Origin of the sequence: Kitasatospora sp. NPDC093558 (genome assembly GCF_040683475.1) — a bacterium.
GTDB lineage: Bacteria > Actinomycetota > Actinomycetes > Streptomycetales > Streptomycetaceae > Kitasatospora.
Window position 1 is genome coordinate 1 of record NZ_JBFBDY010000054.1, and the last position, 24,584, is coordinate 24,584.

A 24,584-nucleotide genomic window follows, 5' to 3' on the forward strand; every position below is an offset into this window, starting at 1 on the left:
CCGGCGGCCTCGGCGGCGGCGCGCAGGTTCGTCTGCGCCATGAGGTTGGTGTAGACGTTGTTGTCGGCGACGGCGCTGTACTCGTCGGGGCCGGTGACGCCCTCGATGCGGAACTTGCCGGCGGCGTCGTGGTGGCCGAGCGAGCGCCACATCCGGGCGGTCTCGACGAGGAGTTCGAGCCCGTACTCGCGCTCGAAGTCGGTGTCGGCGGTGGCCCGGACGTAGCGGGCGACGGCGGCGGCGATGTCGGCGCCGATGTGGAAGGCGGCGGTGCCGGCCGGCCAGTAGCCGGAGCACTCCTCGCCGCGGATCGTCCGCCAGGGGAACACCGCGCCGGCCAGGCCGAGTTGGGCGGCCCGTTCGCGGGCGAGCGGGAGGGTGGTGTGCCGCCAGCGCAGGGCCTGGTTGACGGCGGCGGGCAGGCAGTAGGTGAGGACCGGCAGGACGAAGGTCTCGGTGTCCCAGAAGCTGTGGCCGTCGTAGCCGGGGCCGGTCAGCCCCTTGGCGGGGATGGCGCGCTCCTCGCTGCGGGCGCCGGCCTGCAGGACGTGGAAGACGGCGAACCTGACGGCCTGCTGGAGTTCGACGTCGCCCTCGATCTCGATGTCGCTGGTCTTCCAGAACTCCCGCAGGTAGTCGGCCTGTTCGGCGACGAGGCCGTCCCAGCCGGTGTACCGGGCGGCGGTCAGCGCGGCCTCGACCTGGTCGCGGACGGCGGGCAGCGAGCGGGTCGCGGACCAGCCGTAGGACATGAACTTGACCAGCCGCAGCCGCTGTCCGGGTTCGAGGACGGTGGTGACGCTGATCCGGCACTGGTCGGCGCCGGCCTCGGCGACGGTGTCGAGCTTGTCCGGGCCCTCGATGACGTGGTCCATGCCGGCCGCGACCCGGATGCCGCTGTAGCGGGTGCGGTGCACCAGGACGGCCTTCGTCCCGTCGGCGTGGTGGGCCTCGGGCTGGAGCGGGGCCTCCAGGACGGCGGCGGCGCGCGGGTCGCCCTCGGGGCCGCCGGGGAGCTGCTCGTTGGCGACGAGTTCGGACTGGAGCACGATCCGCACCGGGCCGTCGACCGCCTCGACGGAGTACTCGACGGCGGCGATGGCACGCTGGGTGAGCGAGACGAGCCGGGTGGAGCGGACCCGGATCGTGCGGCCGGCCGGGGAGGTCCACTCGGCCTCGCGGTGCAGCAGGCCGTCGCGGAAGTCCAGCCAGCGCTTATGGCCGAGGAGTTCGCCGTAGCGCAGGTCGAAGGGCTCGTCGTCGACGAGCAGCCGGATGATCTTGCCGTTGGTCACGTTGATGACGCTCTGGCTGGACTCCGGGTAGCCGTAGCCGCCCTCGCCGTAGGGCAGCGGGCGGAGTTCGAAGACGCCGTTGAGGTACGTGCCGGGCAGGCCGTGCGGCTCTCCCTCGTCGAGGTTGGCGCGCAGGCCGATGTGGCCGTTGGAGAGCGCGAAGACGGATTCGGCGCGGGCCATCGAGGCCGGGTCGAGGCCGTGTTCGGAGATCTGCCACGGGTCGACGACGAAGGTGTCGGACACGGTCATGCCTGCTCCCCCAGCAGTTCGGCGAGGTCGTCGACGACCACGGTGGCGCCGTCGCGGCGCAGTTCGGCGGCCTGGCCGGTGCGGTTGACGCCGACCACCGCGCCGAAGCCGCCGGCCCGTCCGGAGGCGACGCCGGCGAGGGCGTCCTCGAAGACGGCGGCGTGCGCGGGTTCGACGCCGAGGACGCGGGCGGCGTGCAGGTAGGTGTCGGGGGCCGGCTTGCCGGGCAGGCCCTCGCGCTTGGCGACGATCCCGTCCACGACCACGTCGAACAGGTCCTCGATGCCCGCCGCCCGCAGCACGTCCCGGCAGTTGGCGCTGGAGGAGACCACGGCGCTGGGCAGCCCGAGGGCGCGCAGCCGGCGCACGTAGGCGACCGAGCCGTCGTACGGCCGGACGCCCTGCTCGCGGATCATGCGCAGGACGGTGTCGTTCTTGGCGACGCTGATCCCGTGCACGGTGCGGGCGTTCGGCGGGTCGTCGTCGGTGCCCTCGGGCAGGTCGATGCCCCGGCTCCGCAGGAAGGAGCGGGTGCCGTCGAGGCGCGGACGGCCGTCGACGTAGGCGTCGTAGTCGGTGACGGCGTCGAAGGGGACGAACTGCCCGCCGGTGCGGGCTGCTTCGGCGCGCAGGAAGGTGTCGAAGGTGTCCTTCCAGGCCGCGGCGTGCACGACGGCGGTCTGGGTGAGCACTCCGTCGAGGTCGAAGAGGAAGGCGCGGATGTCGTCCGGTAGGCCCAGCATGGGTGCAGTCTTACCCGGGATGGCCCGTGATGCCGGGGAAGCCGCCGATATTCCCGGCGGCGCGTCGCGGGCGGGTGGCGTACACGTCCACGATCGCCCCCGGGCGGCGATCCCGCCACCGGACGGGCCGGCGGGCTCCGGCGGGGCTCGGGCGGGGTTCAGTCGGGGCTCAGGCGGGGTCGTGGTGCCTGGCGGTGACGAAGTAGGGCTGCACCTTGCCGCTCTGCGCGTAGTCCTTGAGCCGGACGACCAGTTCCGCCCAGGTGCCGGCCACCATCGGGATGCCGTCCTCGCTGCCGGGCTGCCAGCCGCCGTGGCGGAACAGCAGCCGGGTGCGGTCGGGGGCGTCGGGCTGTTCGGCGAGGTCCCAGGTGATCCAGGTGCCGGCCCAGTGCGGCGGGAAGGCGCCGGTGTTCGCCCACACGACGCGGTCGAGGTCGGCGCGCTCGCGGCGCAGCCGGAAGGGCTCGGGGACGCCGGGGAAGTCGAAGAGCAGGACGTCCTCGTCCCGGTCCACGGCGGTGGTCCACCAGCTGGTCAGGCCGTCGTGGGTGTTGAGGGCGGCGAGGACGACGTCCCGGGGGGCGGCGATGTCGATCTGCAGCGCGATCTCGGGCATGCGGTCCGCCTTTCGTGGCCTGCGGCCCCCCCTCAGCCACCATGGCACGACCCCGGGGCGGACGCGCCCCGGGGCCTGTCTCCGGACTCCCGTCGTCCGCCCGGAGGGCGGGCCGTGCGGCGTTGGGGTGCGTGCATCGCAAGGCGGAGGAGGGACGCGATGCGGAGCATCGGCGACCGACGACAACGCGGCGAGGCGCGTGCCCAGGCGTCGCACGGCAGGCGGGGGTTTGAAGACAGGCCCTAACCGCCCCGTGGCCCGCACGATGGCCGTACTGCTGTCCCTCCTGCTCGCCTCGGGGACCATGCTGGGGCGGAGCACTCCAGCGCACGCGGCCGTGGTGCTGAGCGGCGAGGGCTCCAGCTGGGCCGCGCCGGCCCTGGACCAGTGGCGCCAGGACGTCCGGACGCAGGGCATCGGCATCGACTTCGCCGCGACCGGCTCGGCGAACGGCCGCGCCTCGTGGCGCAACAACCAGACCGACTTCACCGCCTCGGACGTGCCGTTCCGCTCCAAGGAGGACACCGGTCTGAACGAAGCGGGCCGGCGCGGCGGCGGCGGTGGCGCCGAGCAGCCGACGTACGGCTACTCGTACGTGCCGGTCACCGCGGGCGGCACCACCTTCATGTACAACCTGCAGATCGGCGGGAAGCAGGTCCGTGACCTGCGGCTCTCCCCACAGACCATCGTGGACATCTTCACCAACAAGATCACCAACTGGAACGATCCGAAGATCACCCGCGACTACGGCAGGCAGCTGCCCAGCCTGAAGATCTTCCCGGTCGTCCGCTCCGACGGCTCCGGCGCCACCGCGCAGTTCACCCGCTGGATGTCGCACACCTACGGCGCCCAGTGGGACGAGTACTGCAAGGCGGTCAACTCCATCGGCTGCGGCGAGTACACCGAGTTCTTCCCGGCGTCCAGCCCGATGGTCGCGCAGAGCAGCTCCGACACCGTCGCCAGCTACATCATGGCCCCCACCAACCAGGGCACCATCGGCTACGACGAGTACGCGTTCGCCAAGAAGGCCAACTGGCCCGTGGTGAAGGTGCTCAACAAGGCCGGCTACTTCTCGCTGCCGACCGCCTCCAACGTGGCGGTGTCGCTCACCGCGGCCAAGATCCGCGGCGTCGACGACGAGACGGCGGAGTCCGACCCCAACTACCTCCAGCAGAACCTCGACGGCGTCTACACCATGGACGACCCGCGCGCGTACCCGATCTCCAGCTACAGCTACCTGATCGTGCCGCGCTCCGGCTTCCTCCAGTCGCTGCCCCGGTTCAACGACGACAAGGGCGCCGCCCTCAGCCGGTTCCTCGACTACGTGCTGTGCGAGGGGCAGGGCGAGGCCGATCAGCTCGGCTACTCGCCGATCCCGCAAGGCCTGGTCAAGGGCGGGCTGAAGCAGAGCAAGCACATCCCCGGCAACGCCAGCAAGGTCGACCCGGACAAGCTGACGGGCTGCGCCAACCCGACCTTCAACCAGGCCGGCGAACTGACGCTGCTCAAGAACGCCCCGATGCCCAGCCCGTGCGACAAGCAGGGCCAGCCGCTCGACTGCACCGTGCAGAACGGCGAGGCGGTCAAGGGCGGTTCGGGCTCGGGCGGCGCTGCGGCCGGCGGCGCGGGCGGCAGCGGCGGCGCGGCCGGCGGTACGGGCGGTAGCGGCGGCGGTGGTGGCACCGCGGGCGGCACCGGCAAGGCCGGGAACAAGGGCGGTACGGGCGGCGGCGCGGCGGGCGGCACCGGCGGTGCGGCGGCGGCCGGCGGCACCGGCGACCCGAACGCCCCGGCCGCGGCCGCCGATCCGAACGCGGCTGCGGCCGCCCCCGGCGACCAGCCCACCGACGACGCCGTCGACCCGCAGACCGGCCAGGCGGTCGCCCGCGGCCGCGGCGGCAGCGCGGAGGTCGCGGCCAACGTGGTCGACGTCGACGGCAAACCGGACGACTGGATGCTCAGCACGCTCACCGCGATCGAGCTGCTCGCCGTCGTCGTCGTCCCGCCGCTGCTCGGCCGCCGGCTGCTGCGCCGCCGCGACTCGGGCGGCACGTCGTGACGGCCCCGGTGCTGGAGAAGCCGGCCGCGCCCGCACCGGCCGCCCCGCAGCCGGCCGCACCGGCGGAGCGGCCCGCGGTGACGCCCGGCCGGCGGCGGTTCCTCCAGGGCGCCTGGGCGGTGAGCCTGCTGGCCGTGCTCGTGCTGGGCTTCGTCGGCTACCTGTTCACGCTCTCGGACCTCCAGGAGCGGCACTACCAGTCCACCGCGCACAAGACCTTCCGGGACCAGCTCGCCCGCGCGGTCGCCCCGACCGGCTCCGCCCCGGACGGCGAGCCGGTGGCGCTGCTGGACATCCCGGCGATCGGCCTGCACCAGGCCGTCGTCGTCGAGGGCACCACCGGCCGGGACCTCATGCGCGGGCCCGGCCACCGGCGGGACACCGCGCTGCCCGGCCAGGCCGGGGTGGCGGTGGTGTTCGGCCGCGGGGCCACCTTCGGGGCGCCGTTCGCGGAGCTGTCCGGGCTGCGGGTCGGCGACAAGATCGAGACCACCACCGGGCAGGGGAAGTTCAGCTACACCGTCAACGTGTACGGCGACGGCGACTCCCCGATCACCGACCCGGCCCCCGACCGGCTCGTGCTGGTCACCGGGGACTCCGACTGGATCCCCGGCACCACCGTGATGATCGGCGCCCGGCTGGACGGCGCCCCCGAGCAGAACCCGGGCGGCCGGCCCGCGACCGTCCCGTACGACAAGGCGCTGGCCGCGGACAAGGGCGCGCTGGCCACGCTGCAGCTGTGGTCGCTCGGCCTGCTCGGCGCGGTGGTCGCCGCGCTGCTGCTGGCCCGGCACTGGCGCCGCTCGACCGCCTACCTGAGCCTCGCGCCGGTGGTCGGCGCGGTGCTCTGGGCGGTCTACGAGAACGCCGCCGCCCTGCTGCCCAACCTCTACTGACGCGCGCCCGGAGGACCGTACCGATGACGGATGCACCGATGACCGACCACCCGCCGACCCAGGACCGGACGGCCGACGCGCCGCACCAGGCGCCGGACCCGGCCGCCGACACGCTCACCCTGCCGCCCGTCCAGCCGGTCTCGCGGCCGGGACCGGAGACCGCCGGGCCGTACACCGGGACATCCGCCGGGCCGTACGCGCCGCAGGACGGCTCCGGGCCGGCCGGGCGGTCCGGCAGCGGGCATTCCGGCGGCGGGCAGGGCGGCGGGCCGCTCGCGGGGCTGGAGACCCGGGACGTCTCCGCCTGGTTCGGCTCGCGCAAGGTGCTGGAGCGGGTCTCGCTGGCGATGCCGGCCGGCGAGGTCACCGCGCTGATCGGCCCGTCCGGCTGCGGCAAGTCCACCTACCTGCGGATCCTCAACCGGATGCACGAGATGGTGCGCGGCGCCGAACTGGCCGGCGAGGTCCTGCTGGACGGCGACGACGTCTACCGCCTCGGCCGCCGCCCGGCCGAGGTGCGCCGCCGGATCGGCATGGTGTTCCAGCGGCCCAACCCGTTCCCGGCGATGTCCATCCAGGACAACGTCGCGAGCGGGCTCAAGCTGGCCGGCATCAAGGTGTCCAAGGAGGAGCGCCGGCACCTCGTGGAGACCAGCCTGCGCCGGGCCGGGCTCTGGGACGAGGTGGCCACCCGGCTGCACACCCCCGGCGGCGCGCTCTCCGGCGGGCAGCAGCAACGCCTGTGCATCGCCCGGTCGTTGGCCGTCTCGCCGGACGTCCTGCTGATGGACGAGCCGTGCTCGGCGCTCGACCCGACCTCCACCCGGCGCGTCGAGGAGACGATCGCCGAGCTGCGCGGGCGGCTCACCATTGTGATCGTCACCCACAACATGCAGCAGGCCCAGCGCGTCTCGCAGTCCTGCGCGTTCTTCCTGGCCACCCACGACACCCCGGGGCGGATCGTCGAGGCCGGGCCGACCGAGCAGCTCTTCGGCAGCCCGCGCGACCAGCGCACCTCGGACTACGTCAACGGCCGCTTCGGCTAGGGCGTGTCCTGGCGTCGCGGCACCCGGCCTGATCCGAAAGACACGCCCTGGTCCTTTGGTCAGGCCGAGGGCAGTCCGAGGATCCGCTCCAGCACGGCCGCGACGCCGTCCTGCTCGTTGCTCACGGTGTGCAGCTCCACCGCCGCCAGCACCTGCGGGTGCGCGTTGGCGACGGCGTACGCGGTGCCGGCCCAGTCCAGCATCTCCAGGTCGTTCGGCATGTCGCCGAAGGCGACCACGTCGGCGCGGTCGATGCCGTGCCCGGCGCACCAACGGGCCAGCGTGCTGGCCTTGGTGACGCCGGGCGCGCTGATCTCCAGCAGCGGGATCGGCGCGGAGCGGGTGATCTCGGCCAGGTGCCCGGCGGCCTCGCGAGCCTCGCCGAGCAGCTTGTCCGGGTCGAGGTCGGGGTGCTTGGCCAGCAGCTTGAACAGGCCGCGCACCGGCCCGTCGGGCCCCAGCAGCAGCTCGGCCGGGCCGATCGGGTGGTCCACGTCCTCGCCCCACATCGGCACCTCGTACCCGGGCTCGCGGGCGAACCCGGCCGGGTACTCGAAGGCGAACGACGTGCCGGGCAGCTTGGCGCGCAGGATCTCGACCACGGTCAGCGCGGTCTCCTCGTGCAGCGGGAAGGACTCCAGCAGCTCGCCGCGCCGCACGTCGACGATCGCGCCGCCGTTGGAGCAGATCGCCACCCCGTGCCCGCCGATGTGCCGGCTGACCTGCTGCATCCAGCGCGGCGGGCGCCCGGTCACGAACACGACCTGCACCCCGGCCGCCTCGGCCGCGGCCAGGGCGGCGGCGGTGCGGTCGGTGACGGTGCCGCCGCTGCACAGCAGGGTGCCGTCCAGGTCGGTGGCGATCAGGCGGGGGATGCGGGGTTCGGTCACCGGTCCATCTTCGCCCATCGGCGGAGCGGCGGTCACCGCCGAGGTCCGCAGGGGTCCGCGGGCCCCGGCCGCCCCCGGTGCTTCGACCCGCGTCGGCCTTCTTTCGGCCCCGGAAGCGCCGTTTCCGGCCGATTCGCCCGGTGCGGGGGTGTCCGGCTTCCGCCCTCCGGGCAGGACTCGCCATGGCCGACCAGGCGGCCACCCCGTCGGCAGGAAGAGCCATGCCCACTCGCCAGCTTCGAGACGAGCCTCTCCCGACCGTCCCTCCCGCAGCCCGCGCCGCCTCGCGCGAGCCCGTCCTCCTCGGCGACGTGCTGTTCCACGCGCTCGCTGAGATCGCCCGCCGGGGAGCCCCGGACGGGCCCGCCGGGCCGGAGCCGAAGCTCCCCGCCCAGCGCACCCGTCCGCACCCGTAAGCCGGGCCTCCGTACGCGTCTCAGCGCTCGCCGAGCTGGGCGAGGCCCTCGGTGGCGATCCGCTCGAAGACGGCGAGGTCGTTCTCGAAGACCGAGTCCGGCACCGGCCAGTGGATCACCAGCTCGGTGACGCCCAGCTCGCGGTACGTGCCCGCCCAGTCGACGAAGGCGTCCAGCGAGGCCAGCGGCTGCTCCGCGGTCGAGCCCTGGAGCAGCACCTTCTCCAGCGTCGCGACGTCCCGGCCCTTCGCCTCGCAGGCGGCCGTCAGCTTCTCGATCTGCTTGGCGATCACCTCGGGCGCCTGCTCGACCGGCACGTCCGCCGGCCCGCGCGGGTCGCCGTAGGTGACCCAGCCCTGCCCGTGCTCGGCGGCCAGCTTCAGCCCGCGCGGGCCGGTCGCGGCGACGTAGAACGGGACGCGCGGCGTCTGCACGCAGCCGGGGAGGTTCCGCGCCTCGACGGCCGAGTAGTAGGTGCCCTCGCGGGTGGTGGCGTCCTCGCGCAGCAGCTCGTCCAGCAGCGGCAGGAACTCGCCGAAGCGGTCGGCCCGTTCCTTCGGCGACCACGCCTCCTGGCCCATCGCGGTCGCGTCGTAGCCGACGCCGCCGGCGCCGATGCCCAGCGTCAGCCGCCCGCCGGAGACGTCGTCCAGCGTGATCAGTTCCTTGGCCAGCGTCACCGGGTGCCGGAAGTTCGGCGAGGTGACGAGCGTGCCCAGGCGCAGGCGCTCGGTGGCCGTCGCGGCCGCGGTCAGCGTGGGGACGGAGCCGAACCACGGCTCGTCCCGGAAGCTGCGCCACGACAGGTGGTCGTAGGTGTACGCGGCGTGGAACCCGAGGTCCTCGGCCCGCCGCCAGATCTTCTGCCCCTCGCCCCACCGGTGAATGGGGAGGATCACGGTGCTCAGTCGCATGATCCCGACCCTACGCGCACGCGCTGGTGGCGGGCTTGTCGATCGGCTGAGCGGGCTCCGTCCGGTCCGGTGCACGGAATCACACAATTCTGAAGCAGGTGCGGCTCGAATGCGCCCACGGTCGGCAGTCGGTGTTCACCTGCGGGCAATTATCGTCATCTCGATTGTGCATTCGGTCGGCTCCACTACAGTGCGATTTCCGCGCCGGACCTTCGGGGATTCCGGCGGCGGAAGTCCGGCGGAACGCGGCTGATTGCAGGGGCATGCCAGGAATGGTCGTACCGAGGTGCCGGGGGATTTCCGGCGGCGACGCGCTCGGGGCCGTGTCCGCTCGGCCGCTGCGCAGGAGGGGGCGGACGTGAACGAGATCGGTTCCGCGGTGGTGCTGGCGCAGTTCGCCGCCGCTCGGCCGGGCAGCGCGAGCCACGAGTTCGCCCGGATGCTGACCGGTGCCTCCCGGGACCGGTTCTCCGGGACGCTCCTCGTCACCGGGGACCCGGGCGGATCCTTCCGCCTCCGGCGCGGTGCCGTCGTCGAGGTCGCCTCGCCCGGGGCCCCGGGTGTGGACACGCTTCTCCTGCGCTCGGGCCGGGCGGGTGGGGACCGGGCTCCGGCGGTCCGGTCCGCGGCCGAGGGCGGCGCGGGATCCCGGCCTGCCGCGCCGGACCGGGTCGGTGCCGCGGAACTGCAGCTGGTCTGCGTGATGGCGGCGCTGGACGCGGCCCTGGCGATGGGAATCGGCCGGATCGACGGATTCGCCGTCGACCACGAAACCCCGGCCCAGCGACCCGTCGCACCGGAGGGAATCGAAGCGGAATGGCTGCTCCGGGAGGCCGAGCGGAGAATCGGGGCGCTCGATTCCCTGGGACTGTCGATTTCCCCTTTCCATGACCGGCTCGCCCGGGGAAATGCGGCCACCGCCCTGCTGAGCGGCTCGGTCGCCGGCGAGCGACGGGAAATCCTGTTGCGGGCCAACGGCCGGAACACCTCCCGGGACATCGCGTTCCTGCTCGGGCGGAGCCTCTATGCCGTGACGGTGGACGTGCTGCGCATGCTGGGCGAGGGCATCGTCGAGGCGGTTCTCCCGGCCGAGGGCGGCCCGGACCGGCCGCCGGTGCCGAGGGATGACCGGTGGCAGACGCCTGCGGGCACCGCCGCCCGCCCGCTCGGCGGCGCGGTCCAGCTGCCGCGCCGCCGACCGGGCGCGAGCGGGATCAACGAGGTCCTCCCCCTGCGGCCCGTGGCCGACCGCTGGCGGCCCCCGCCCGCTCTCGTCGCGAAGTACCGGGCAGCCGAAGGGCACCCATGAGAGCCCCACCTCGCGTCCGGCGCGGGTGGGACCGGTTCCGGGCAACGCGGCCCGGGCCGGTATCGAGGCGCACGCGACAGGAGAACTGTGACTACCAGGGACGACCGACTGGTCGCCGAGATGCAGGTGCTGCGCGACCGGGTCATCGGCGTCACCGACATCGTGGTGGCTTCCGCCGACGGCCTGCTGATCACGGCCGAGACGGCCGAGACCGACGGGACCGAGAGCGCGGAGGGCCTGGCCGCCCTCACCGCGGCGGCGCTCAGCATCGCCCGCCGGGTCGGCAGCGTCACGAGCAAGGGCCCGCTCCACCACACGGTGACGCGGTACACCGACGGCTACCTGGTGGCCCGGGCGATCGGCGAGATGGCACTGATCGGGGTGCTCGGGGACTCGGGCCTGGACGTGAAACGGCTGCACATCGAGGCGCAGGTGTCCGCGGAGCGGATCGGCACCCTGCTCACCTCGGGAAGCGCGGCGGAACCCGACGACACTGAAGAAGGAGAACGATGAGCGTGTCAGAAGCCCACGGGTCCCAGACCATGACCGAACGGGTGGCGAGCCTGGTCAAGGGGCTACGTGCCGAGGTGCCGGACTGCGTGGCCGCAGGGGTCATCGACATGTCCACCGGCATGCTCCTGTCGGTGGAGACGGTCGACTCGCACCCCCCGGAGGTCCTCGACATGCTGGCGGCGGCCACGCTCGACCTGTTCCAGGGCCGCAACGTCGTCATGATCGAGGGCATCTTCAAGGAGCGGCGCGGGGTCGTGAGCGACCGTCACTACTTCCAGGAGATCCTCGTCAACAGCGACAACCTGGCGCACCTGTTCCTGCGGGTGGACAGCACCGACGAGGTCGTCGCCGTGGTCGTCTGCCGCAAGTCGGTGAACGTGGGCATGCTGTTCGCCCAGGCCCGGAGGGTGCTGAAGGACCACGGACGCTTGTGAAGTCGTAGCTGCGGGCTCGTGGACCGGCGGCCCGCCGGTCCACCCCCCGGTCCGCCGGGTCCGGGCGACGGTGGGAGGCGCTAGTCTGTCCGCCGCACCGATAACCTGATCATGCGTCACACGGGGGTTAGTCGTCATGAACGTTTCCAGGAAACTGCTCTCCGCCGCCCTGGTCGCCACGGCCGCGTTCGGCCTGGCCGCCTGCGGCCCGGAGAACTCGTCCGACCAGGCCGGTGGCGGCTCCAGCACCGCCGCCGCCGCGCCCACCACCGCGCCCGCGACCGGCGGGGCCACCGGCGCCGCGTCGCCGGCCGGGAAGGCCAAGCCCACCGGCAAGCCGTCCGCCGGCGCCACCGACGCCGGTCCGGAGGGCATCTGCACCCACGACCCGCTGCCGGCCGGGCAGAAGTGGATCGTCCCGGTGAAGGGCACCAGCGGGACGACCCTGGTCTACAAGGAGACCAAGGACGCCTGCGGGGTCGACGACGTCGCGCTCGAACCGACCGGGCCCGACAAGACCGCGCAGTTCGCCCCCACCTTCAAGGCCCAGCTGCGGTCGGTGGTGAAGCCGCCGATGGACGCCAACGCGGAGACCCTCGCCAAGCACGTCAACGAGTGCATCGCGACGCCGCACGGCGACAAGGGCGTCTACCCCTGCCAGGACAACGTCTTCAAGGCGACGCTCGACGCCTCCGGCAAGGTCGTCGAGATGTGGGAGAAGGCGGTCTCCTGAGCCGGGTCCGCCCGCGCCGGTAGGCGGGCGGCGAAGGGCCCGCGGGGCGGATCGGCGGTCGACGCCGGTCCGCCCATTGCGTTTGGATCACGACGTGTCCGATTCATCGGGCATTGGGCGGGAACGCGGTGATTGATTTTGTTGGCGGAAATATCACCGCACTCTCATAATTCCTGCTGAGACGCGTGCCGGACGGTCCGGAGAGCCGCAGGGGGGCGGTGCAGGAGGGGCCCGCGCGCGACATTCCACGTTTCCCTGGGGGAGTTCCTTGTCCGCGCCCGAAAACGAGCACCCCGCGGAGCAGCCGGTAGCTGCTCAACCTTCCTGTGACAGTGTCGAGTTGACGGCCCAGGCGCCCGCTGATGGTGCCGAGTTGACGGCCGAGGCGCCCGCGCGCCGGCTGCCGCGCGCCGTCGGCGTCGCGCTCGCCACCGCCGGGCTGCTCGCCGTCACGGCGGCCAGCGCCGCCGTGACCGTCGCCGTCGGCAAGCCCGACGCCCGCCCGGCCGCCGCCGCACCCGCGCCGACCGCCGCCGCGTCGGCGTCCACGACGGCCTCCGCGAGCCCGACGCCCACCGCCGTGCCGCTCCCGACGCCGACCGCCGTCCCGACCACGCCCAAGCCGGCCAGCACCGTCAAGGGCTCCGTCAGCGGCGGCAAGCACGACGGCGACCTGCGCTACTTCCTGCTCCCGATCCCCGACGGCGGCGAGTCGTACGGGCCCGCGGACGGCGTGAAGATGAGCGACGAGGAGGTCGGCGCGCTCTTCGGCAAGCAGGACGGGATCATGGACATCCTCGGCTCGTACGGGTACAAGGAGGGCGCCTCCCGGATGTACCGCACGGCCGACGGCAAGGCCGAAGTCACCGTCACCCTCCTGCACTTCGGCTCCACCGCGATGGCGAGCGAGTTCGTCAAGGGCTACACCGTCAAGTCGCAGGACCCGATCGACATCGACGGCGACCCGAACGCCCACGGCTACGTCCACAAGCCCAAGCAGCAGGCCTACACCGGCTCGATGACCGGCATCTCCAGCCAGGGCGACGTCCAGTACACGATCGACGTCGAGGTGAAGGGGACGCCGGACAAGGCGCTGCTCAGCGAGCTGATGAAGCGGCAGCGCGAGTGGCTCGCCTCCGGCGGCTGAGCCCGCACCGCCGCCCGCCCGCCGTCACCCTTCCTTCTCCTGGAGCCACTTCGTGACCACCGAACCCGTGGAGCCGTCGCCCGGCGACGTCCCTCCGCCGCCCCCGGCGCCCCCGGCACCCGCCGCGCCGCCGCAGCCCGTCGCCGCGTCCGACACCGTTGCGCCCGACGCCATCGCGCCCGACGCCATCGTGAGCGGGACGCCCGGTGCCTTCGCCCCCGACCTCCTGGCCGTCGGCCCCGAGCCCGCGCCGCGCGCCCCGCGCCGGCCCCGGCCGGTGCTGCTGGCCGTGTGCGGGCTGGTGCTGGGCGTCCTCGGCGGCGGTGGCGTGGGCTACGCCATCCAGGCGCAGCGTCCGCCGACGCCGCTGCCGCCGCTGCAGGTCGCGCGGCCGTCCTACCCGGCCGTGACGGTCGACCCGACGGCCTTCGCCGCCGAGCAGCCCCAGCCGCTCGCCATCGACGGCGACCTGCGCAAGCTCCTGGTCACCGCGCCGGAGGGCAGCAAGCCCTGGGGCGAGAACCCGGACAAGCCGTCCTGGATCTCGGCCGCCGACCTCGCCGACCACACCGGTGACGCGGTCCGCGAGTTCAAGGACCTGAACTCGCGCAGCTTCCGGCGCGCGGTCGAGGTCGACTGGCAGAAGGACGACATCAAGTACCGCGTGGCGCTGGTCCAGTACGCGCCGGAGCACGCCTCTGAGGCGAAGGCGCGCGCCGACCTCTTCCGCTCGCAGCCCTTCGAGAAGGGGGCCAACGGCGGTTACAAGGTGTTCGACAAGCCCAGTTACTGGTCGGACAGCAAGGAGCCGTACTACTACGGCCACGCCGTGGCCCAGCGCGGCACCGTCGTGATGGAGGTCGAGGTCTTCGGCGCCAACCCGGTGACCTCGAACACCCTGGAGGACCTCGCCAAGCAGCAGTGGGAGCGGCTGATATGAGCGACAGCACCGTGACCGGGGCCGAGAACCCCGAGCAGCCGCACACCACCCCCGTGCAGCCTGCCCCCGTGCAGCCCGCGCCGGAGCAGCCTGCCGCTGTGCCGTTCACGCCCGAGCACTTCACGCCCGAGCCGCTTACGCCCGAGCACCCCGTCGCCCCGAGCCCCCGCCCGGCCTCCGCCCGGCTGCTGCGCGCGGGTGCCGCGACGGTCGCGGCGGCGCTGGTCGGCGTCGTCATCGGCATCGGCATCATCAAGACGCAGTACGACGACCCCGCCCCGGTCGCCGCCGGTCCGTCCGCCGTGCCGACGCCGACCGCGACGGCCACGCCGTTCGGCGCCAAGTCCAACGGCAACCACTTCGGTTCGCTGCGCGACCTGCTGCTGCCCGTCCCGGTCGGCTTCGAGCTCGGCCCGGACGAGGGCGGCTACGGCAACGACAACGAGATCGGCGCCGAGCAGCTCAGCGCGGAACTGGACGAGGAGCTCCAGCAGATCCCCAAGGACAAGCGCGACAAGCTCCGCGCCTACTGGGAGGGCCTGCACGTCAAGGCCACCGGCGTGCGGACGTACCGGTCCGACGGCGACGACCTGGTGGTCGGCCTCAAGCTGCGCCAGTTCAACCAGCAGGAGGTGCAGAAGCTCAACGAGTACACGGCGGTCTTCAGCGACACCGGCCTGTTCCGGCTCGGCCCGGAGATCCCCGGCCACCCCGAGGCGCACTGCTACCTGATGCCGGCGCCGCCGTCCGCCCCGCTCGACTACCTGGAGTGCTCGGCCGCCGAGGGCGACCTCCTCGTGGTCATGAACGTGGAGGGCGTGGCGCCGCTGCCCAAGGACAAGATCGTCGCCCTCTTCACCGCGCAGCTCGACCGCCTCGCCCGCCCGGGAGCGTCCGTATGACCGACCACGTCACCCCGCAGGACCCCGCGGGCACCCCCGTCCCCCCGCCCGCGCCGACGGCCCCGCCCGAGCCCGCCGCGCCGGCCGGTCCGGCGCTTTCGGAGGTGGAGCTGGTGCCGCCCGCGCCGGCCGCCCCCGAGGTGCCGGAGACGCCCGAGGAGCGCGAGGCCCGCCTCGCCCGTCGCACCCGCCGCCGCAAGGCCGTGGTGCGCTGGGCCGCCGCCACCCTGGTGTGCGCGCTGGCCGGCACCGGGACGGCGTTCGCCCTGACCGCCCCCGAGCGCACGGACATCCCCGGCCTGGCCACCAAGAGCGACGGCCGCTACACCTTCCCCGCGCTGGCCCTGCCGCCGCTGCCCCCGGGCAAGGACCAGTCGGGCCAGTCGGTGCGGAAGGACCGGCTGCTGCACCGCGCGGACCTCCGCTACCTCGTGCTGCCCGCGCCCAAGGAGGCCGGCGGCTCGCTGGGCCCGGTCGTCTTCCCGACGCCGGCCGCGACGCCCTCCGCGTCCGGCTCCCCGAGCCCGTCCGCGAGCGCTTCCGCGAGCCCGTCGGCGAGCGCTTCGGCGAGCCCGTCCGCGTCGTCCGCGAGCCCGGCGGCGTCCGGGACGGCGGCCCCCTCGGCCGCCGGCAAGCCCGGTACGGCTTCGGCCGACTGGGCCCCCTGCGACGCGGTCCTCGACGAGCAGCAGAACCCGGCGGACCTGCGCGCCCTGCTGCTGCAGAACGCGTGCCGCGCGGCGGCCGTCCGGGAGTGGACGGCCTCCGACGGCACCCGGACGCAGATCCGGCTGCTGCGCTTCGGCTCCTACTCCGAGTGCTGGGACGTCTTCTCCGCCCTGCGCGGGAACAGCCTGCCGAAGGCCCTGCCCGGCGTGAAGGTCGGCTCGCACGAGGGCTGGGACACCGTCGACAACGTCGACCTGGTGGTCAAGGAGGCCTCGGTGCAGGGCGACAAGGGCGATCCGACGGCCCGGCTGGCGTACCTCGGGGCGAACGACGTCCTCGCCGTGATCACGATGACCAACCCGAAGGGCGTGCCGGTCGCGCCGTTCCGCCAGGTGACCACGCTGCAGTCCGACCTCCTCGCCTGACGGAGCGTCACCTGCCGATCCGGGCCGACCACTTCGCGCGTGGTCGGCCCGGTCGCGTTCCCCCGAACCCCTAGGGGGCGGCCCCGCGCCGTCATACCGCAGCATCATGCGCGGTTCGTCATTCCAGCTCATGGCCCGTGCGGCGGGCGCCCGTTACGTTGGGGGCGTGTCCACAGCTGTCATCAAGACGGACGGCCTCACCAAGAGGTACCCCCGGGTCACCGCCCTCGACCGGCTCACCGTCGAGGTGCACCCGGGGGTCGTCGGCCTGGTCGGCGCCAACGGGGCGGGCAAGTCCACTCTCATCAAGATCCTGCTCGGGCTCGCCCCGGCGACCTCCGGCACCGGCCGGGTCCTCGGCCTGGACGTCGCCACCCAGGGCCCGGAGATCCGCGAGCGCGTCGGCTACATGCCCGAGCACGACTGCCTCCCGCCGGACGTGTCGGCCACCGAGTTCGTGGTGCACATGGCCCGGATGGCCGGACTGCCCGCCGCCGCGGCCCGCGAGCGCACGGCGGACACCCTCCGCCACGTCGGCCTGTACGAGGAGCGCTACCGCCCGATGGGCGGGTACTCGACCGGCATGAAGCAGCGGGTCAAGCTGGCCCAGGCGCTCGTCCACGACCCCAAGCTGGTGCTGCTGGACGAGCCGACCAACGGCCTCGACCCGGCCGGCCGGGACGAGATGCTGGCGCTGATCCGCCGCGTCCACCGGGACTTCGGCATCTCGGTGCTGGTCACCACCCACCTGCTCGGCGAACTGGAGCGCACCTGCGACCACCTCGTCGTCATCGACGGCGGCAAGCTGCTGCGCTCCTCCTCCACCGCCTCCTTCACCGAGGCGACGGCCCTCCTCGCGGTGGAAGTCACCGACCACCCCGAGGACGCCACCCTCGACCCCGGCGCCGCCGTCCGCGAACGCCTCGCCGCCGCGGGCCTGTCCGTCACCCCGGACGGCTCGCACGTGCTGCTCGTCGAGCTGGCCGGCGACGACACCTACGACACCATCCGCGACACCGTCGCGGACCTCGGCCTCGGCCTGGTCCGGCTGGAACAGCGCCGGCACCGGGTCGCCGAACTCTTCACGGACGAGTCCAAGGGAGGTCCGGAGGATGCCTCCTGAGAGCGGCCCCGCCGACACCGGCGTCATCCACGACATCGGCTACCGCGGCTACGCCGGCCCCCGCCTCGGCCGGGCCTACGCGACCCGCTCGCTGTTCACCCAGAGCCTGCGCGCCGCGTACGGCCTCGGGCGCTCCGGCAAGTCCAAGGTGCTGCCGATGCTGGTGCTCGGCGTGCTCACCGTGCCGGCCGTCATCATGGTCGCGATCGCGCTCTTCACCAACGCGGCCCGACTGCCGCTGGACTACCCGCGCTACCTGTCGTCCTTCGGCCTGATCGTCTCGATCTTCCTGGCCTCGCAGACGCCGGTGCTCCTCTCCCGGGACCTCAGGTACCACACCGTCCCGCTGTACTTCTCCCGCCCGATCACCCGCGGCGACTACGTCCGGGCCAAGTTCGCGGCGATGTTCTGCGCCCAGTTCCTGCTGATGCTGGCGCCCCTGGTGGTGCTCTACGTCGGCGCGCTGCTGGGCCGGCTGGACTTCGCGTACAACACCGAGCACTTCCTGATCGGCCTGGTGGCCGCCGTGCTGTACGCGCTCGTGCCGACCTCGGTCGCGCTGGTGATCGCCGCCGCCACCCCGCGCCGCGGCTTCGGGGTGGCCGGGATCATGGGCTACCTCGCGGTCAGCTCGGTGCTCGTGGCGATCCTGACCAGGATCGGCACCGGCTTCGAGGTCACCGTCCCGGACTCCGCCCAGTGGGCCGCGCTGCTGTCGCCGACCGACCTGGTGGAGAGCCTGACCAACCAGCTCTTCGACGTCGGCGGCACGGTCGGCCGGATGCACGCCCCCGGCGCGCTCGGCGCCGTCGTGTTCCTCGCCGTCGCCGCCGGGATGGCGGCCGGGGCGTACGGGCTGCTGCTGCGCCGCTACCGCAGCGTTTGATCAAGGGAGAGGTCTGAGAGGGACGCCATGGCCACCATCACCATCGACAAGGTCTCGCGCTGGTTCGGCAACGTGGTCGCCGTCAACGACATCAGCATGGCCATCGGTCCGGGCATCACCGGCCTGCTCGGCCCGAACGGCGCGGGCAAGTCCACCCTCATCCACATGATGAGCGGCTTCCTCGCGCCCTCCACCGGCGCGGTCACCCTGGACGGCGCGCCGATCTGGCGCAACCAGCAGGTGTACCGGCAGATCGGGCTGGTCCCCGAGCGGGAGTCGATGTACGACTACCTGACCGGCTGGGAGTTCGTGCTGGCCAACGCCGAACTGCACGGCCTGCCCGATCCCGGCGCCGCCGCCCGCCGCGCCCTCGGCCTGGTCGAGATGGAGTACGCCCAGGACCGCAGGACCGGCACCTACTCCAAGGGCATGAAGCAGCGGGTCAAGATGGCCTCCGCGCTCGTCCACGACCCGGCCGTGCTGCTGCTCGACGAGCCGTTCAACGGCATGGACCCGCGCCAGCGGCTCCAGCTGATGGACCTGCTGCGCCGCTTCGGCGCGGACGGCCGGACGGTCCTGTTCTCCTCGCACATCCTGGAGGAGGTCGAGCAACTCGCCCGGCACATCGAGGTCGTGGTGGCCGGACGGCACGCCGCCTCGGGCGACTTCCGCCGGATCCGCCGGCTGATGACCGACCGCCCGCACCGCTACCTGGTCCGCTCCAGCGACGACCGCCGGCTGGCCGCCGCGCTGATCGCCGACGGCTCGACCGCGGGCATCGAGGTGGACGAGCGCGAACGGGCCCTGCGGATCCAGGCGGTGAACTTCCAGGGCTTCACCACGCTGCTGCCCCGGGTCGCCCGGCAGGCGGGCATCACGCTGTACACCGTCGCCCCGGCGGACGAGTCGCTGGAGAGCGTGTTCTCCTACCTCGTCTCCGCCTGACCTCAGTCCACCAGTACCCCAGCACGCCAGTCCGCCATCGGGAAAGGCCGACCATGAATCCGACCGTCGCCAGGCTGACGCTGCGCGGCCTGCTGGGCCGCCGCCGCGGCGCCCTGCTGCTGGTGGTCCCCGCCCTGCTGCTGCTCGTCTCGGCGCTCGCGAGCGGGTCGAGCGGGAGCGGTCACGAGCTGACCGTCAAGATCCTCGGCCAGCTCGGCCTCGGCACCCTGGTGCCGATCCTCGGCCTGGTCGTCGGCACCGGCGTGATCGCCACCGAGATCGACGACGGCTCGATCGTCTACCTGCTCGCCAAGCCGCTGCCGCGCTGGCGGATCGTCACCACCAAGCTGGCCGTCGCGATCGCCACCACCTGGGTGTTCGCCGCCGTCCCGATGCTGCTCGCGGGCCTGATGCTGTACGGCACGAGGGACGGCGTCACGCTCGGCTACACCGTCGCGGCGCTGGTCGCGGGGGCCGCGTACAGCGCGGTGTTCCTGCTGCTCGGCGTGGTCACCCGGCACGCGGTGGTGGCCGGCCTCGGGTACGCGCTGGTGTGGGAGTCGCTGGTCGGCAACTTCGTGGCGGGCGCCCGCACGCTGAGCGTCCAGCAGTGGGCCCGGTCGGTCGCCGAGACGGTGGCCGGGGACGCCGCGATCGGCGCCGACGTCTCCTTCGGGGTGGCCGTGCCGCTGCTGCTGGTGGTCACCGTCGCCGCGACCGTGCTGGCCGCGGTGCGACTGGCCGGGCTGACCCTGGCCGGCGAGGACTGAGCCCGTACGGGAGGACCGAGCCCGTACGGGACGGGCGGTCAGAGCGTGCGGTTGCGGCCCGCGCCCCAGCCGGCCGCGCCGACCACGGCCACCAGGACGAGCATCAGCGCGAGCGTCGCGCTCCACCCGCCGGTCAGCTGGTGCAGCGCACCCGCGCCGACCGGCCCGGCCGCGGCGACGAGGTAGCCGATCGCCTGGGACATGCCGCCCAGCTGCGCGGCGCCGGCCGCGCTGCCGGTCCGCAGCACGATGAACGCGAGGCCGAGGCCGAGCGAACCACCCTGCGCGACGCCGAGGATGGCCGCCGCGACCCAGGCGCCCGACACCGGCGCGACCAGCAGCAGGGCGATGCCGAGGCCGTTCAGCGCGGCCATGGCCACCGCGAGGCCGCGCTGGCTGGTCATCCGGCCGGCGATGAGCGGCACCAGGAAGGCGCCGACGACCTGCAGCAGGTTGGAGAAGGCGAAGACCAGGCCGGCCCGGCCGCGGTCCATCCCGTGCTCGGCCAGGATGGTCGGCATCCACGCCACCAGGGTGTAGACGAGCAGCGACGAGATGCCCATGAACAGGCTGATCTGCCAGGCCAGTCCGGAGCGCCAGAGGCCCTCGATCGGCTTGCCCGCGACGGCCTTGTCGGCGGCCGGGGCCGCGACGGCCGCCGCCCGCTCGCCGCGCGAGCGCAGCACCTGCGGCAGCCAGGCCACCGCCGCCACCAGCGCGAGCACCGACCAGGCGCCCAGCGAGGCCTCCCAGCCGCCGCCCAGCGCGTGCTCCAGCGGCACCGAGAGCCCGGCCGCGAGGGTCGCGCCGACCAGCATCGTCGTCGAGTAGACGCCGGTCATCGCCGCCGCCCGCTCCGGGAACTCCCGCTTGACCAGGCCCGGCATCGAGACGTTCAGCACCGCGATCGCCACGCCGATCACCACGCAGCCCGCGTACAGCGCCACCACCGAGGGCAACACCCGCAGCAGCACGCCCGCGCCGAGCACCAGCACCGCGCCGAGCACCACGCGCTCGGTGCCGAAGCGCCGGGTCAGCCGGGGGGTGAGCGGCGCGCCGACGCCCTGGAACAGCACCGGCACGGTGGTGATCAGACCGCTCGCGGTGGTGGACAGCCCGAAGGTGCGCTGGATCTCGCCGACCATCGGGGAGATCGCCGCGAGGCAGGCGCGCATGTTCAGCGCGACCAGCAGGATGCCGGTCAGTAGCAGCGCCGGGTGGGCCAGCCGGGAGCGGACGGGGAGCGGGGCGGAGGAGGTGACAACCGGCTGCTGGGCACGGGTGACGGCCATGGGGGTGCTGTTCTTTCGGGGGTGAGAGAGGGTGCGGACGGCGGAAGGGCGTGGGCCCGGCTTCCGGGCCTTACTTCCGGGCCGCGATGGTCGCGAGGAGCTGCTCGACGGCCGCGATCGGCTCGGCGAGCAGCGCCCGACACGCCGCCTCGGCGCGGTCCGGGTCGCCGCTCTCGATCGCGTCGACCAGGGCCGCGTGGGTGGCGACGACCACCTCGGGCATGTCGTGGTCGCCGAAGGCCGTCCGCATCGACTCGCGCACCGAGGCGCCGAAGTAGCGGTACACCTCGGCCAGCGCGGGGTTGTGCGCGGCCTCGACGACGGCGGTGTGGAACTCCAGGTCGTGCTCGACGGTGGCCTCGCGGCCGGCCCGCTCCGGGCTCGCCGCGATCACCTCGGCCTCGCGGGCCAGCGCGGCCCGCATCCGGGCGATGTCCTCGGGGGTGTGCCGCAGGGCGGCCATCCGCGCGCCCTCGGTCTCCAACGCCGCGCGGACCTCCAGGACGTCCCGGATGCCCGAGCGCTGGACGCCGCGCAGGACGGCGGCCGGGTCGCTGGTGCTGCGGACGAAGGTGCCCTCGCCCTGCCGGGAGACCAGCATGCCGGCGTGCACCAGCACCCGGATCGCCTCCCGGACGGTGTTGCGGCCGACCTGCAGCCGCTCGGCGAGCTCGTGCTCGGTGGGGATCTTGGAGCCCACCGGCCAGGCGCCGCCCGCGAGTTGCTCGCGCAGCTCGTCGATGGCGGTGTCCACGAGGGAGCGCCGTCCGGCCGCCTGCAGGCTGCTGCCGTCGCCGGTCATACGGGTGCTCCCTCCGCTGCTCGTCACCATCGGTCGTCGGTCATCCTACAACCACTTGCCCGGTCATCCTACAACTGTCGATGAACGCCGGGTCGGGCTGGGCGTGTTGTCGTGTCCATGACAGCATGTCCGACCTCGGACGGTCCGGTTGGCGACAGGCGGAACACCTTCCGGCGGCGCTGACGAGCGGGAAAGCTATTGATCGCCGCCAGGGGGAGCACCCCGGGGACGGCAACCGGACGAAGCGCCAACCGCGGGGCGCCTGCCGGTGCAGGACGACCACACCCATCAGCAGCGAAGGACTTCTGCCATGATCCGCACCCGTATCGCCCAGGCCGCCGCGGTCGCCGCCGTCGCCGTCACCGCCGTCGTCCTCGCGCCCTCTGCCGCCGCGGCGTCGGCCTCGGTCGGCGCCCCCGCCCCGGCGGTGTCCCAGGACAGCCTCGGCTGGGGCGGCTGAGCCCGCGGTGGAGATCGTCTACGCCGGTCTGACACCCCGGCAGCCCGACGAAGCCGTCCGGCCGGGCGGTGAGGCCGAGGTCGTGGACGCTCTGTGGGCCCACTGCCGGCCCGGTGACGGACTCCAGCACGTCAGCGCACGTTCCGAGCCGGGACGGGTCGACCTCCTGCTCTACTTCCTGACCCCGAGCTCGCCCGATGCGCCCGGCGCCGTACAGCGCGCCCACACTCTGATCGCCCGGAGCCACCAGGCCTCGTCCTTGCTCCACCGGCGCTACCTGCCGCCCGAGCCGCTCACGGCGGGCGCCGAACCCGCTGCCCGTCGCACCGCCTGACCCTTCCGGGTCACCTCCAGGCCGAGGCCCTCGCGTTACCCGGGGCCGGTCGGCACGCCCCCGTGCGTTCGCGAACACCGTCCAAGCCGCCACGCAGCGGACTCCGACGATCCATCACCCATCCGCCAAGGAGAGCTCTGCCGTGGCCAGCAAGAAGTCGACTCTCGTCCGCGCCGCTGTCGCGCTGTGCGCCGTCACCGCCGGCGGTCTCGCCTGGGCCGGCCTCGACACCGGTGCCCAGGCCTCGGCCGTGGCGCCCGTCGCCACGCCGGCCTCGGTGGCCCCGTCCGCGGCCTTCACCGCCCCGTCGTCCATCCCGTCCCCGTCGGACGCACCGACGACCGGGCCGTCCGGACAGGCCGCCCCGGCACCGCAGAGCACCTCCGACCAGCCGGCCGCCACCGGCACGCCGACGGCGCAGCCCCGGCCGACGAGTACCACGTCGAACACGGCCACTCCCCAGCAGGCGGCCGGCGCACCGGCGGCCGCATCAGGCCCCGTCCGCACCGCACCCGCCCCGCTGCCTGCCGCGCAGCTGCCCGACAACACGGCCGCCGCTTGGAAGCCGATCGCGCAGCCGCACACCCAGGCCACCACCCACGACATCCGCCTCAACGAGTGCGCGGTCGCCAAGGGCGCCACCACCTGGCAGCAGCAGGGCTATGTCAGCGCCTTCAAGACGCCGGCCATCCAGGACACCTTCACCTTCGCCGACGCCGCGAGCGCCCAGCAGGCCTACGCCGACCTCCTGAGCTCGATGAACACCTGTCAGGAGCAGTCCCGTGCCTTGCAGAGCAACGGAAAGCTGCCGCAGGACGCACAGGTGAGCACGACGAACACGACGGCCGAAGGCACCGCCTACGCACGGCAGTGGACCGCCGTCCCCGGGATCTCCGCCCCCGGCCCCCAGACCGGGCACATCTACCTCGTCCACCACGACAACACTCTGACGGCCCTGCAGTTCGCCATCCCCGCGGGAACCCCGGGAGCCGGCGCACTGACGGCCGACGACGACCGGACGACCCTGACCAACCTCGCCGCCCAGCTGAGCACCGCGGCCACGGCGGCCGAGCAGCGCTAGCGCGCACACCACCAGACCTCACCCCGACCGACCCGAAGGAAACGCCCACTCATGTCCCGCATCTCCCGCGTCGCCGCTCGCTCGCTCGCCACCCTCGTCGCCGCCGGCGTCAGTGCCACCATGTTCGCCGCGGCCGCGCCGGCGCAGGCCGCCTCGACCGCGGGCGGCACCATAACCCGCAGCGAGGTGCTGGCCCGGGCCCAGAGCTGGGTCGACGAGGGCGTCCCCTACAACCAGGGCGGTTACAAGACCGACGCCAACGGCACCTACCGCGAGGACTGCTCCGGCTACGTCTCCATGGCCTGGCACCTGACGAGCAGCCTGGTCACCCAGACCCTGCCGAACGTCTCCACCAAGATCAGCTTCTCCCAGCTGAAGTCCGGTGACGCACTCGACTACACCGCCGAGCACACGTTCCTGTTCGCCAACTGGACCAACCAGGCCAACGGGGACTTCACCTACTACGCCGAGAGCAACAGCCACAACCCGACGCACGGCCCGACCAAGGCCAACATCAACAGCAGCTCCCTCGAAGGCTGGCCCACCAGCTACTACACCGCGCTCCGCTACAACAACATCGTCGACGACCAGGCCCCGGCGCCGACTCCGGTTCCGGCTCCGCCGGCGGCGAACAACCGGACGGTGGAGGCGGTTGAGGGTGGTGCGCTGCACGAGGTGTACACGGATGC

Annotated in this window: 25 protein-coding genes and 2 pseudogenes; 20 read left to right on the forward strand and 7 right to left on the reverse strand. The window is 73.3% G+C overall.

Going from position 1 to position 24,584, the window contains the following annotated elements; genetic code table 11:
- The 3 genes and pseudogenes from AB0O00_RS08785 to AB0O00_RS08795 all read right to left on the reverse strand — a co-directional run.
- Positions 1-1,547 (reverse strand): annotated as a pseudogene (locus tag AB0O00_RS08785) (family 65 glycosyl hydrolase); the annotation flags it as partial.
- On the reverse strand, positions 1,544-2,290 hold the full coding sequence (locus AB0O00_RS08790) for a beta-phosphoglucomutase family hydrolase (RefSeq protein WP_363649585.1): 747 nt from the start codon (positions 2,288-2,290) through the stop codon (positions 1,544-1,546). The gene AB0O00_RS08790 and the pseudogene AB0O00_RS08785, both read right to left, overlap by 4 nt.
- Before the next feature lie 169 nt (positions 2,291-2,459).
- Complete coding sequence (locus AB0O00_RS08795) at positions 2,460-2,909, reverse strand: SRPBCC domain-containing protein (protein ID WP_363649587.1); 450 nt, start codon at positions 2,907-2,909, stop codon at positions 2,460-2,462.
- A gap of 253 nt (positions 2,910-3,162) precedes the next feature.
- Here AB0O00_RS08795 and AB0O00_RS08800 point away from each other — a divergent pair, with 253 nt between their 5' ends.
- The 3 genes from AB0O00_RS08800 to AB0O00_RS08810 all read left to right on the forward strand — a co-directional run bounded on the left by AB0O00_RS08800 (position 3,163) and on the right by AB0O00_RS08810 (position 6,910).
- Positions 3,163-4,968 (forward strand): phosphate ABC transporter substrate-binding protein PstS, encoded by a 1,806-nt coding sequence (locus AB0O00_RS08800; protein WP_363649589.1) that lies wholly within the window; start codon positions 3,163-3,165, stop codon positions 4,966-4,968.
- Positions 4,965-5,864 (forward strand): sortase, encoded by a 900-nt coding sequence (locus AB0O00_RS08805; protein ID WP_363649591.1) that lies wholly within the window; start codon positions 4,965-4,967, stop codon positions 5,862-5,864. The genes AB0O00_RS08800 and AB0O00_RS08805 overlap by 4 nt, the downstream gene beginning before the upstream one ends.
- 281 nt (positions 5,865-6,145) lie before the next feature.
- Positions 6,146-6,910, forward strand: coding sequence for a phosphate ABC transporter ATP-binding protein (locus AB0O00_RS08810; protein WP_363649628.1), 765 nt, complete (start codon positions 6,146-6,148; stop codon positions 6,908-6,910).
- A gap of 59 nt (positions 6,911-6,969) precedes the next feature.
- Here the strand turns inward: AB0O00_RS08810 and AB0O00_RS08815 are convergent, their stop codons facing one another.
- Positions 6,970-7,818 (reverse strand): HAD family hydrolase, encoded by an 849-nt coding sequence (locus AB0O00_RS08815; protein ID WP_363649630.1) that lies wholly within the window; start codon positions 7,816-7,818, stop codon positions 6,970-6,972.
- A gap of 203 nt (positions 7,819-8,021) precedes the next feature.
- On the opposite strand from AB0O00_RS08815, the gene AB0O00_RS08820 reads away from it, so the two are divergent.
- Complete coding sequence (locus tag AB0O00_RS08820; protein WP_363649593.1) at positions 8,022-8,216, forward strand: hypothetical protein; 195 nt, start codon at positions 8,022-8,024, stop codon at positions 8,214-8,216.
- 20 nt (positions 8,217-8,236) lie between these two features.
- Here the strand turns inward: AB0O00_RS08820 and AB0O00_RS08825 are convergent, their stop codons facing one another.
- Positions 8,237-9,130 carry an LLM class flavin-dependent oxidoreductase gene (locus tag AB0O00_RS08825; RefSeq protein WP_363649595.1) on the reverse strand — a complete coding sequence of 298 codons (894 nt, stop codon included), beginning with the start codon at positions 9,128-9,130 and terminating at the stop codon, positions 8,237-8,239.
- Between the two features lie 358 nt (positions 9,131-9,488).
- Here AB0O00_RS08825 and AB0O00_RS08830 point away from each other — a divergent pair, with 358 nt between their 5' ends.
- The 12 genes from AB0O00_RS08830 (at position 9,489) to AB0O00_RS08885 (ending at position 19,926) form a co-directional block, all read left to right on the forward strand.
- A complete protein-coding gene (locus tag AB0O00_RS08830) occupies positions 9,489-10,439 on the forward strand; it encodes a MarR family transcriptional regulator (RefSeq protein ID WP_363649597.1) in 951 nt (316 codons plus the stop codon).
- Between the two features lie 87 nt (positions 10,440-10,526).
- On the forward strand, positions 10,527-10,952 hold the full coding sequence (locus AB0O00_RS08835) for a roadblock/LC7 domain-containing protein (RefSeq protein ID WP_363649599.1): 426 nt from the start codon (positions 10,527-10,529) through the stop codon (positions 10,950-10,952).
- A 29-nt stretch (positions 10,953-10,981) separates the two neighbouring features.
- Positions 10,982-11,386 carry a hypothetical protein gene (locus tag AB0O00_RS08840; RefSeq protein ID WP_363649632.1) on the forward strand — a complete coding sequence of 135 codons (405 nt, stop codon included), beginning with the start codon at positions 10,982-10,984 and terminating at the stop codon, positions 11,384-11,386.
- 136 nt (positions 11,387-11,522) lie between these two features.
- The gene (locus AB0O00_RS08845; RefSeq protein WP_363649601.1) at positions 11,523-12,119 is read left to right on the forward strand and encodes a hypothetical protein; all 597 of its coding nucleotides are present in this window, start codon (positions 11,523-11,525) and stop codon (positions 12,117-12,119) included.
- A 340-nt stretch (positions 12,120-12,459) separates the two neighbouring features.
- Positions 12,460-13,266, forward strand: coding sequence for a hypothetical protein (locus AB0O00_RS08850; RefSeq protein WP_363649603.1), 807 nt, complete (start codon positions 12,460-12,462; stop codon positions 13,264-13,266).
- A 52-nt stretch (positions 13,267-13,318) separates the two neighbouring features.
- Positions 13,319-14,206: a hypothetical protein gene (locus AB0O00_RS08855; protein ID WP_363649605.1), complete on the forward strand. Its 888-nt coding sequence runs from the start codon at positions 13,319-13,321 to the stop codon at positions 14,204-14,206.
- The gene (locus AB0O00_RS08860) at positions 14,203-15,108 is read left to right on the forward strand and encodes a hypothetical protein (RefSeq protein WP_363649606.1); all 906 of its coding nucleotides are present in this window, start codon (positions 14,203-14,205) and stop codon (positions 15,106-15,108) included. The genes AB0O00_RS08855 and AB0O00_RS08860 overlap by 4 nt, the downstream gene beginning before the upstream one ends.
- Complete coding sequence (locus AB0O00_RS08865; protein ID WP_363649608.1) at positions 15,105-16,202, forward strand: hypothetical protein; 1,098 nt, start codon at positions 15,105-15,107, stop codon at positions 16,200-16,202. The genes AB0O00_RS08860 and AB0O00_RS08865 overlap by 4 nt, the downstream gene beginning before the upstream one ends.
- Before the next feature lie 166 nt (positions 16,203-16,368).
- A complete protein-coding gene (locus AB0O00_RS08870; RefSeq protein WP_363649610.1) occupies positions 16,369-17,325 on the forward strand; it encodes an ABC transporter ATP-binding protein in 957 nt (318 codons plus the stop codon).
- Positions 17,315-18,211 (forward strand): ABC-2 transporter permease, encoded by an 897-nt coding sequence (locus AB0O00_RS08875; protein WP_363649612.1) that lies wholly within the window; start codon positions 17,315-17,317, stop codon positions 18,209-18,211. Before AB0O00_RS08870 ends, AB0O00_RS08875 begins: the two co-directional genes overlap by 11 nt.
- A gap of 27 nt (positions 18,212-18,238) precedes the next feature.
- Complete coding sequence (locus AB0O00_RS08880; RefSeq protein ID WP_363649614.1) at positions 18,239-19,156, forward strand: ABC transporter ATP-binding protein; 918 nt, start codon at positions 18,239-18,241, stop codon at positions 19,154-19,156.
- Positions 19,157-19,209: 53 nt separating this feature from the next.
- Entirely contained in the window at positions 19,210-19,926 is a 717-nt protein-coding gene (locus AB0O00_RS08885; protein ID WP_363649616.1) for an ABC transporter permease, read from the forward strand.
- A 38-nt stretch (positions 19,927-19,964) separates the two neighbouring features.
- Here AB0O00_RS08885 and AB0O00_RS08890 read toward each other — a convergent pair whose 3' ends face one another.
- On the reverse strand, positions 19,965-21,218 hold the full coding sequence (locus AB0O00_RS08890; protein WP_363649618.1) for an MFS transporter: 1,254 nt from the start codon (positions 21,216-21,218) through the stop codon (positions 19,965-19,967).
- Positions 21,219-21,288: 70 nt separating this feature from the next.
- Positions 21,289-22,020, reverse strand: coding sequence for a FadR/GntR family transcriptional regulator (locus AB0O00_RS08895; RefSeq protein ID WP_363649620.1), 732 nt, complete (start codon positions 22,018-22,020; stop codon positions 21,289-21,291).
- 310 nt (positions 22,021-22,330) lie between these two features.
- Between AB0O00_RS08895 and AB0O00_RS08900 the strand changes: the two genes are divergently transcribed.
- The 4 genes and pseudogenes from AB0O00_RS08900 to AB0O00_RS08915 all read left to right on the forward strand — a co-directional run.
- The gene (locus AB0O00_RS08900; protein ID WP_363649622.1) at positions 22,331-22,480 is read left to right on the forward strand and encodes a hypothetical protein; all 150 of its coding nucleotides are present in this window, start codon (positions 22,331-22,333) and stop codon (positions 22,478-22,480) included.
- Between the two features lie 7 nt (positions 22,481-22,487).
- Positions 22,488-22,814 (forward strand): hypothetical protein, encoded by a 327-nt coding sequence (locus AB0O00_RS08905; RefSeq protein ID WP_363649624.1) that lies wholly within the window; start codon positions 22,488-22,490, stop codon positions 22,812-22,814.
- A 142-nt stretch (positions 22,815-22,956) separates the two neighbouring features.
- On the forward strand, positions 22,957-23,895 hold the full coding sequence (locus AB0O00_RS08910) for a hypothetical protein (RefSeq protein WP_363649626.1): 939 nt from the start codon (positions 22,957-22,959) through the stop codon (positions 23,893-23,895).
- Positions 23,896-23,946: 51 nt separating this feature from the next.
- Positions 23,947-24,584 (forward strand): annotated as a pseudogene (locus AB0O00_RS08915) (hypothetical protein); the annotation flags it as partial.

Bases quoted from the DNA above. Each gene is read 5' to 3' on its own strand.
- AB0O00_RS08790 (WP_363649585.1), bottom strand. From the start codon at position 2,290: ATGCTGGGCCTACCGGACGACATCCGCGCCTTCCTCTTCGACCTCGAC.
- AB0O00_RS08795 (WP_363649587.1), bottom strand. From the start codon at position 2,909: ATGCCCGAGATCGCGCTGCAGATCGACATCGCCGCCCCCCGGGACGTC.
- AB0O00_RS08815 (WP_363649630.1), bottom strand. From the start codon at position 7,818: ATGGGCGAAGATGGACCGGTGACCGAACCCCGCATCCCCCGCCTGATC.
- AB0O00_RS08820 (WP_363649593.1), top strand. From the start codon at position 8,022: ATGCCCACTCGCCAGCTTCGAGACGAGCCTCTCCCGACCGTCCCTCCC.
- AB0O00_RS08825 (WP_363649595.1), bottom strand. From the start codon at position 9,130: ATGCGACTGAGCACCGTGATCCTCCCCATTCACCGGTGGGGCGAGGGG.
- AB0O00_RS08840 (WP_363649632.1), top strand. From the start codon at position 10,982: ATGACCGAACGGGTGGCGAGCCTGGTCAAGGGGCTACGTGCCGAGGTG.
- AB0O00_RS08845 (WP_363649601.1), top strand. From the start codon at position 11,523: ATGAACGTTTCCAGGAAACTGCTCTCCGCCGCCCTGGTCGCCACGGCC.
- AB0O00_RS08860 (WP_363649606.1), top strand. From the start codon at position 14,203: ATGAGCGACAGCACCGTGACCGGGGCCGAGAACCCCGAGCAGCCGCAC.
- AB0O00_RS08865 (WP_363649608.1), top strand. From the start codon at position 15,105: ATGACCGACCACGTCACCCCGCAGGACCCCGCGGGCACCCCCGTCCCC.
- AB0O00_RS08875 (WP_363649612.1), top strand. From the start codon at position 17,315: ATGCCTCCTGAGAGCGGCCCCGCCGACACCGGCGTCATCCACGACATC.
- AB0O00_RS08880 (WP_363649614.1), top strand. From the start codon at position 18,239: ATGGCCACCATCACCATCGACAAGGTCTCGCGCTGGTTCGGCAACGTG.
- AB0O00_RS08885 (WP_363649616.1), top strand. From the start codon at position 19,210: ATGAATCCGACCGTCGCCAGGCTGACGCTGCGCGGCCTGCTGGGCCGC.
- AB0O00_RS08890 (WP_363649618.1), bottom strand. From the start codon at position 21,218: ATGGCCGTCACCCGTGCCCAGCAGCCGGTTGTCACCTCCTCCGCCCCG.
- AB0O00_RS08895 (WP_363649620.1), bottom strand. From the start codon at position 22,020: ATGACCGGCGACGGCAGCAGCCTGCAGGCGGCCGGACGGCGCTCCCTC.
- AB0O00_RS08900 (WP_363649622.1), top strand. From the start codon at position 22,331: ATGATCCGCACCCGTATCGCCCAGGCCGCCGCGGTCGCCGCCGTCGCC.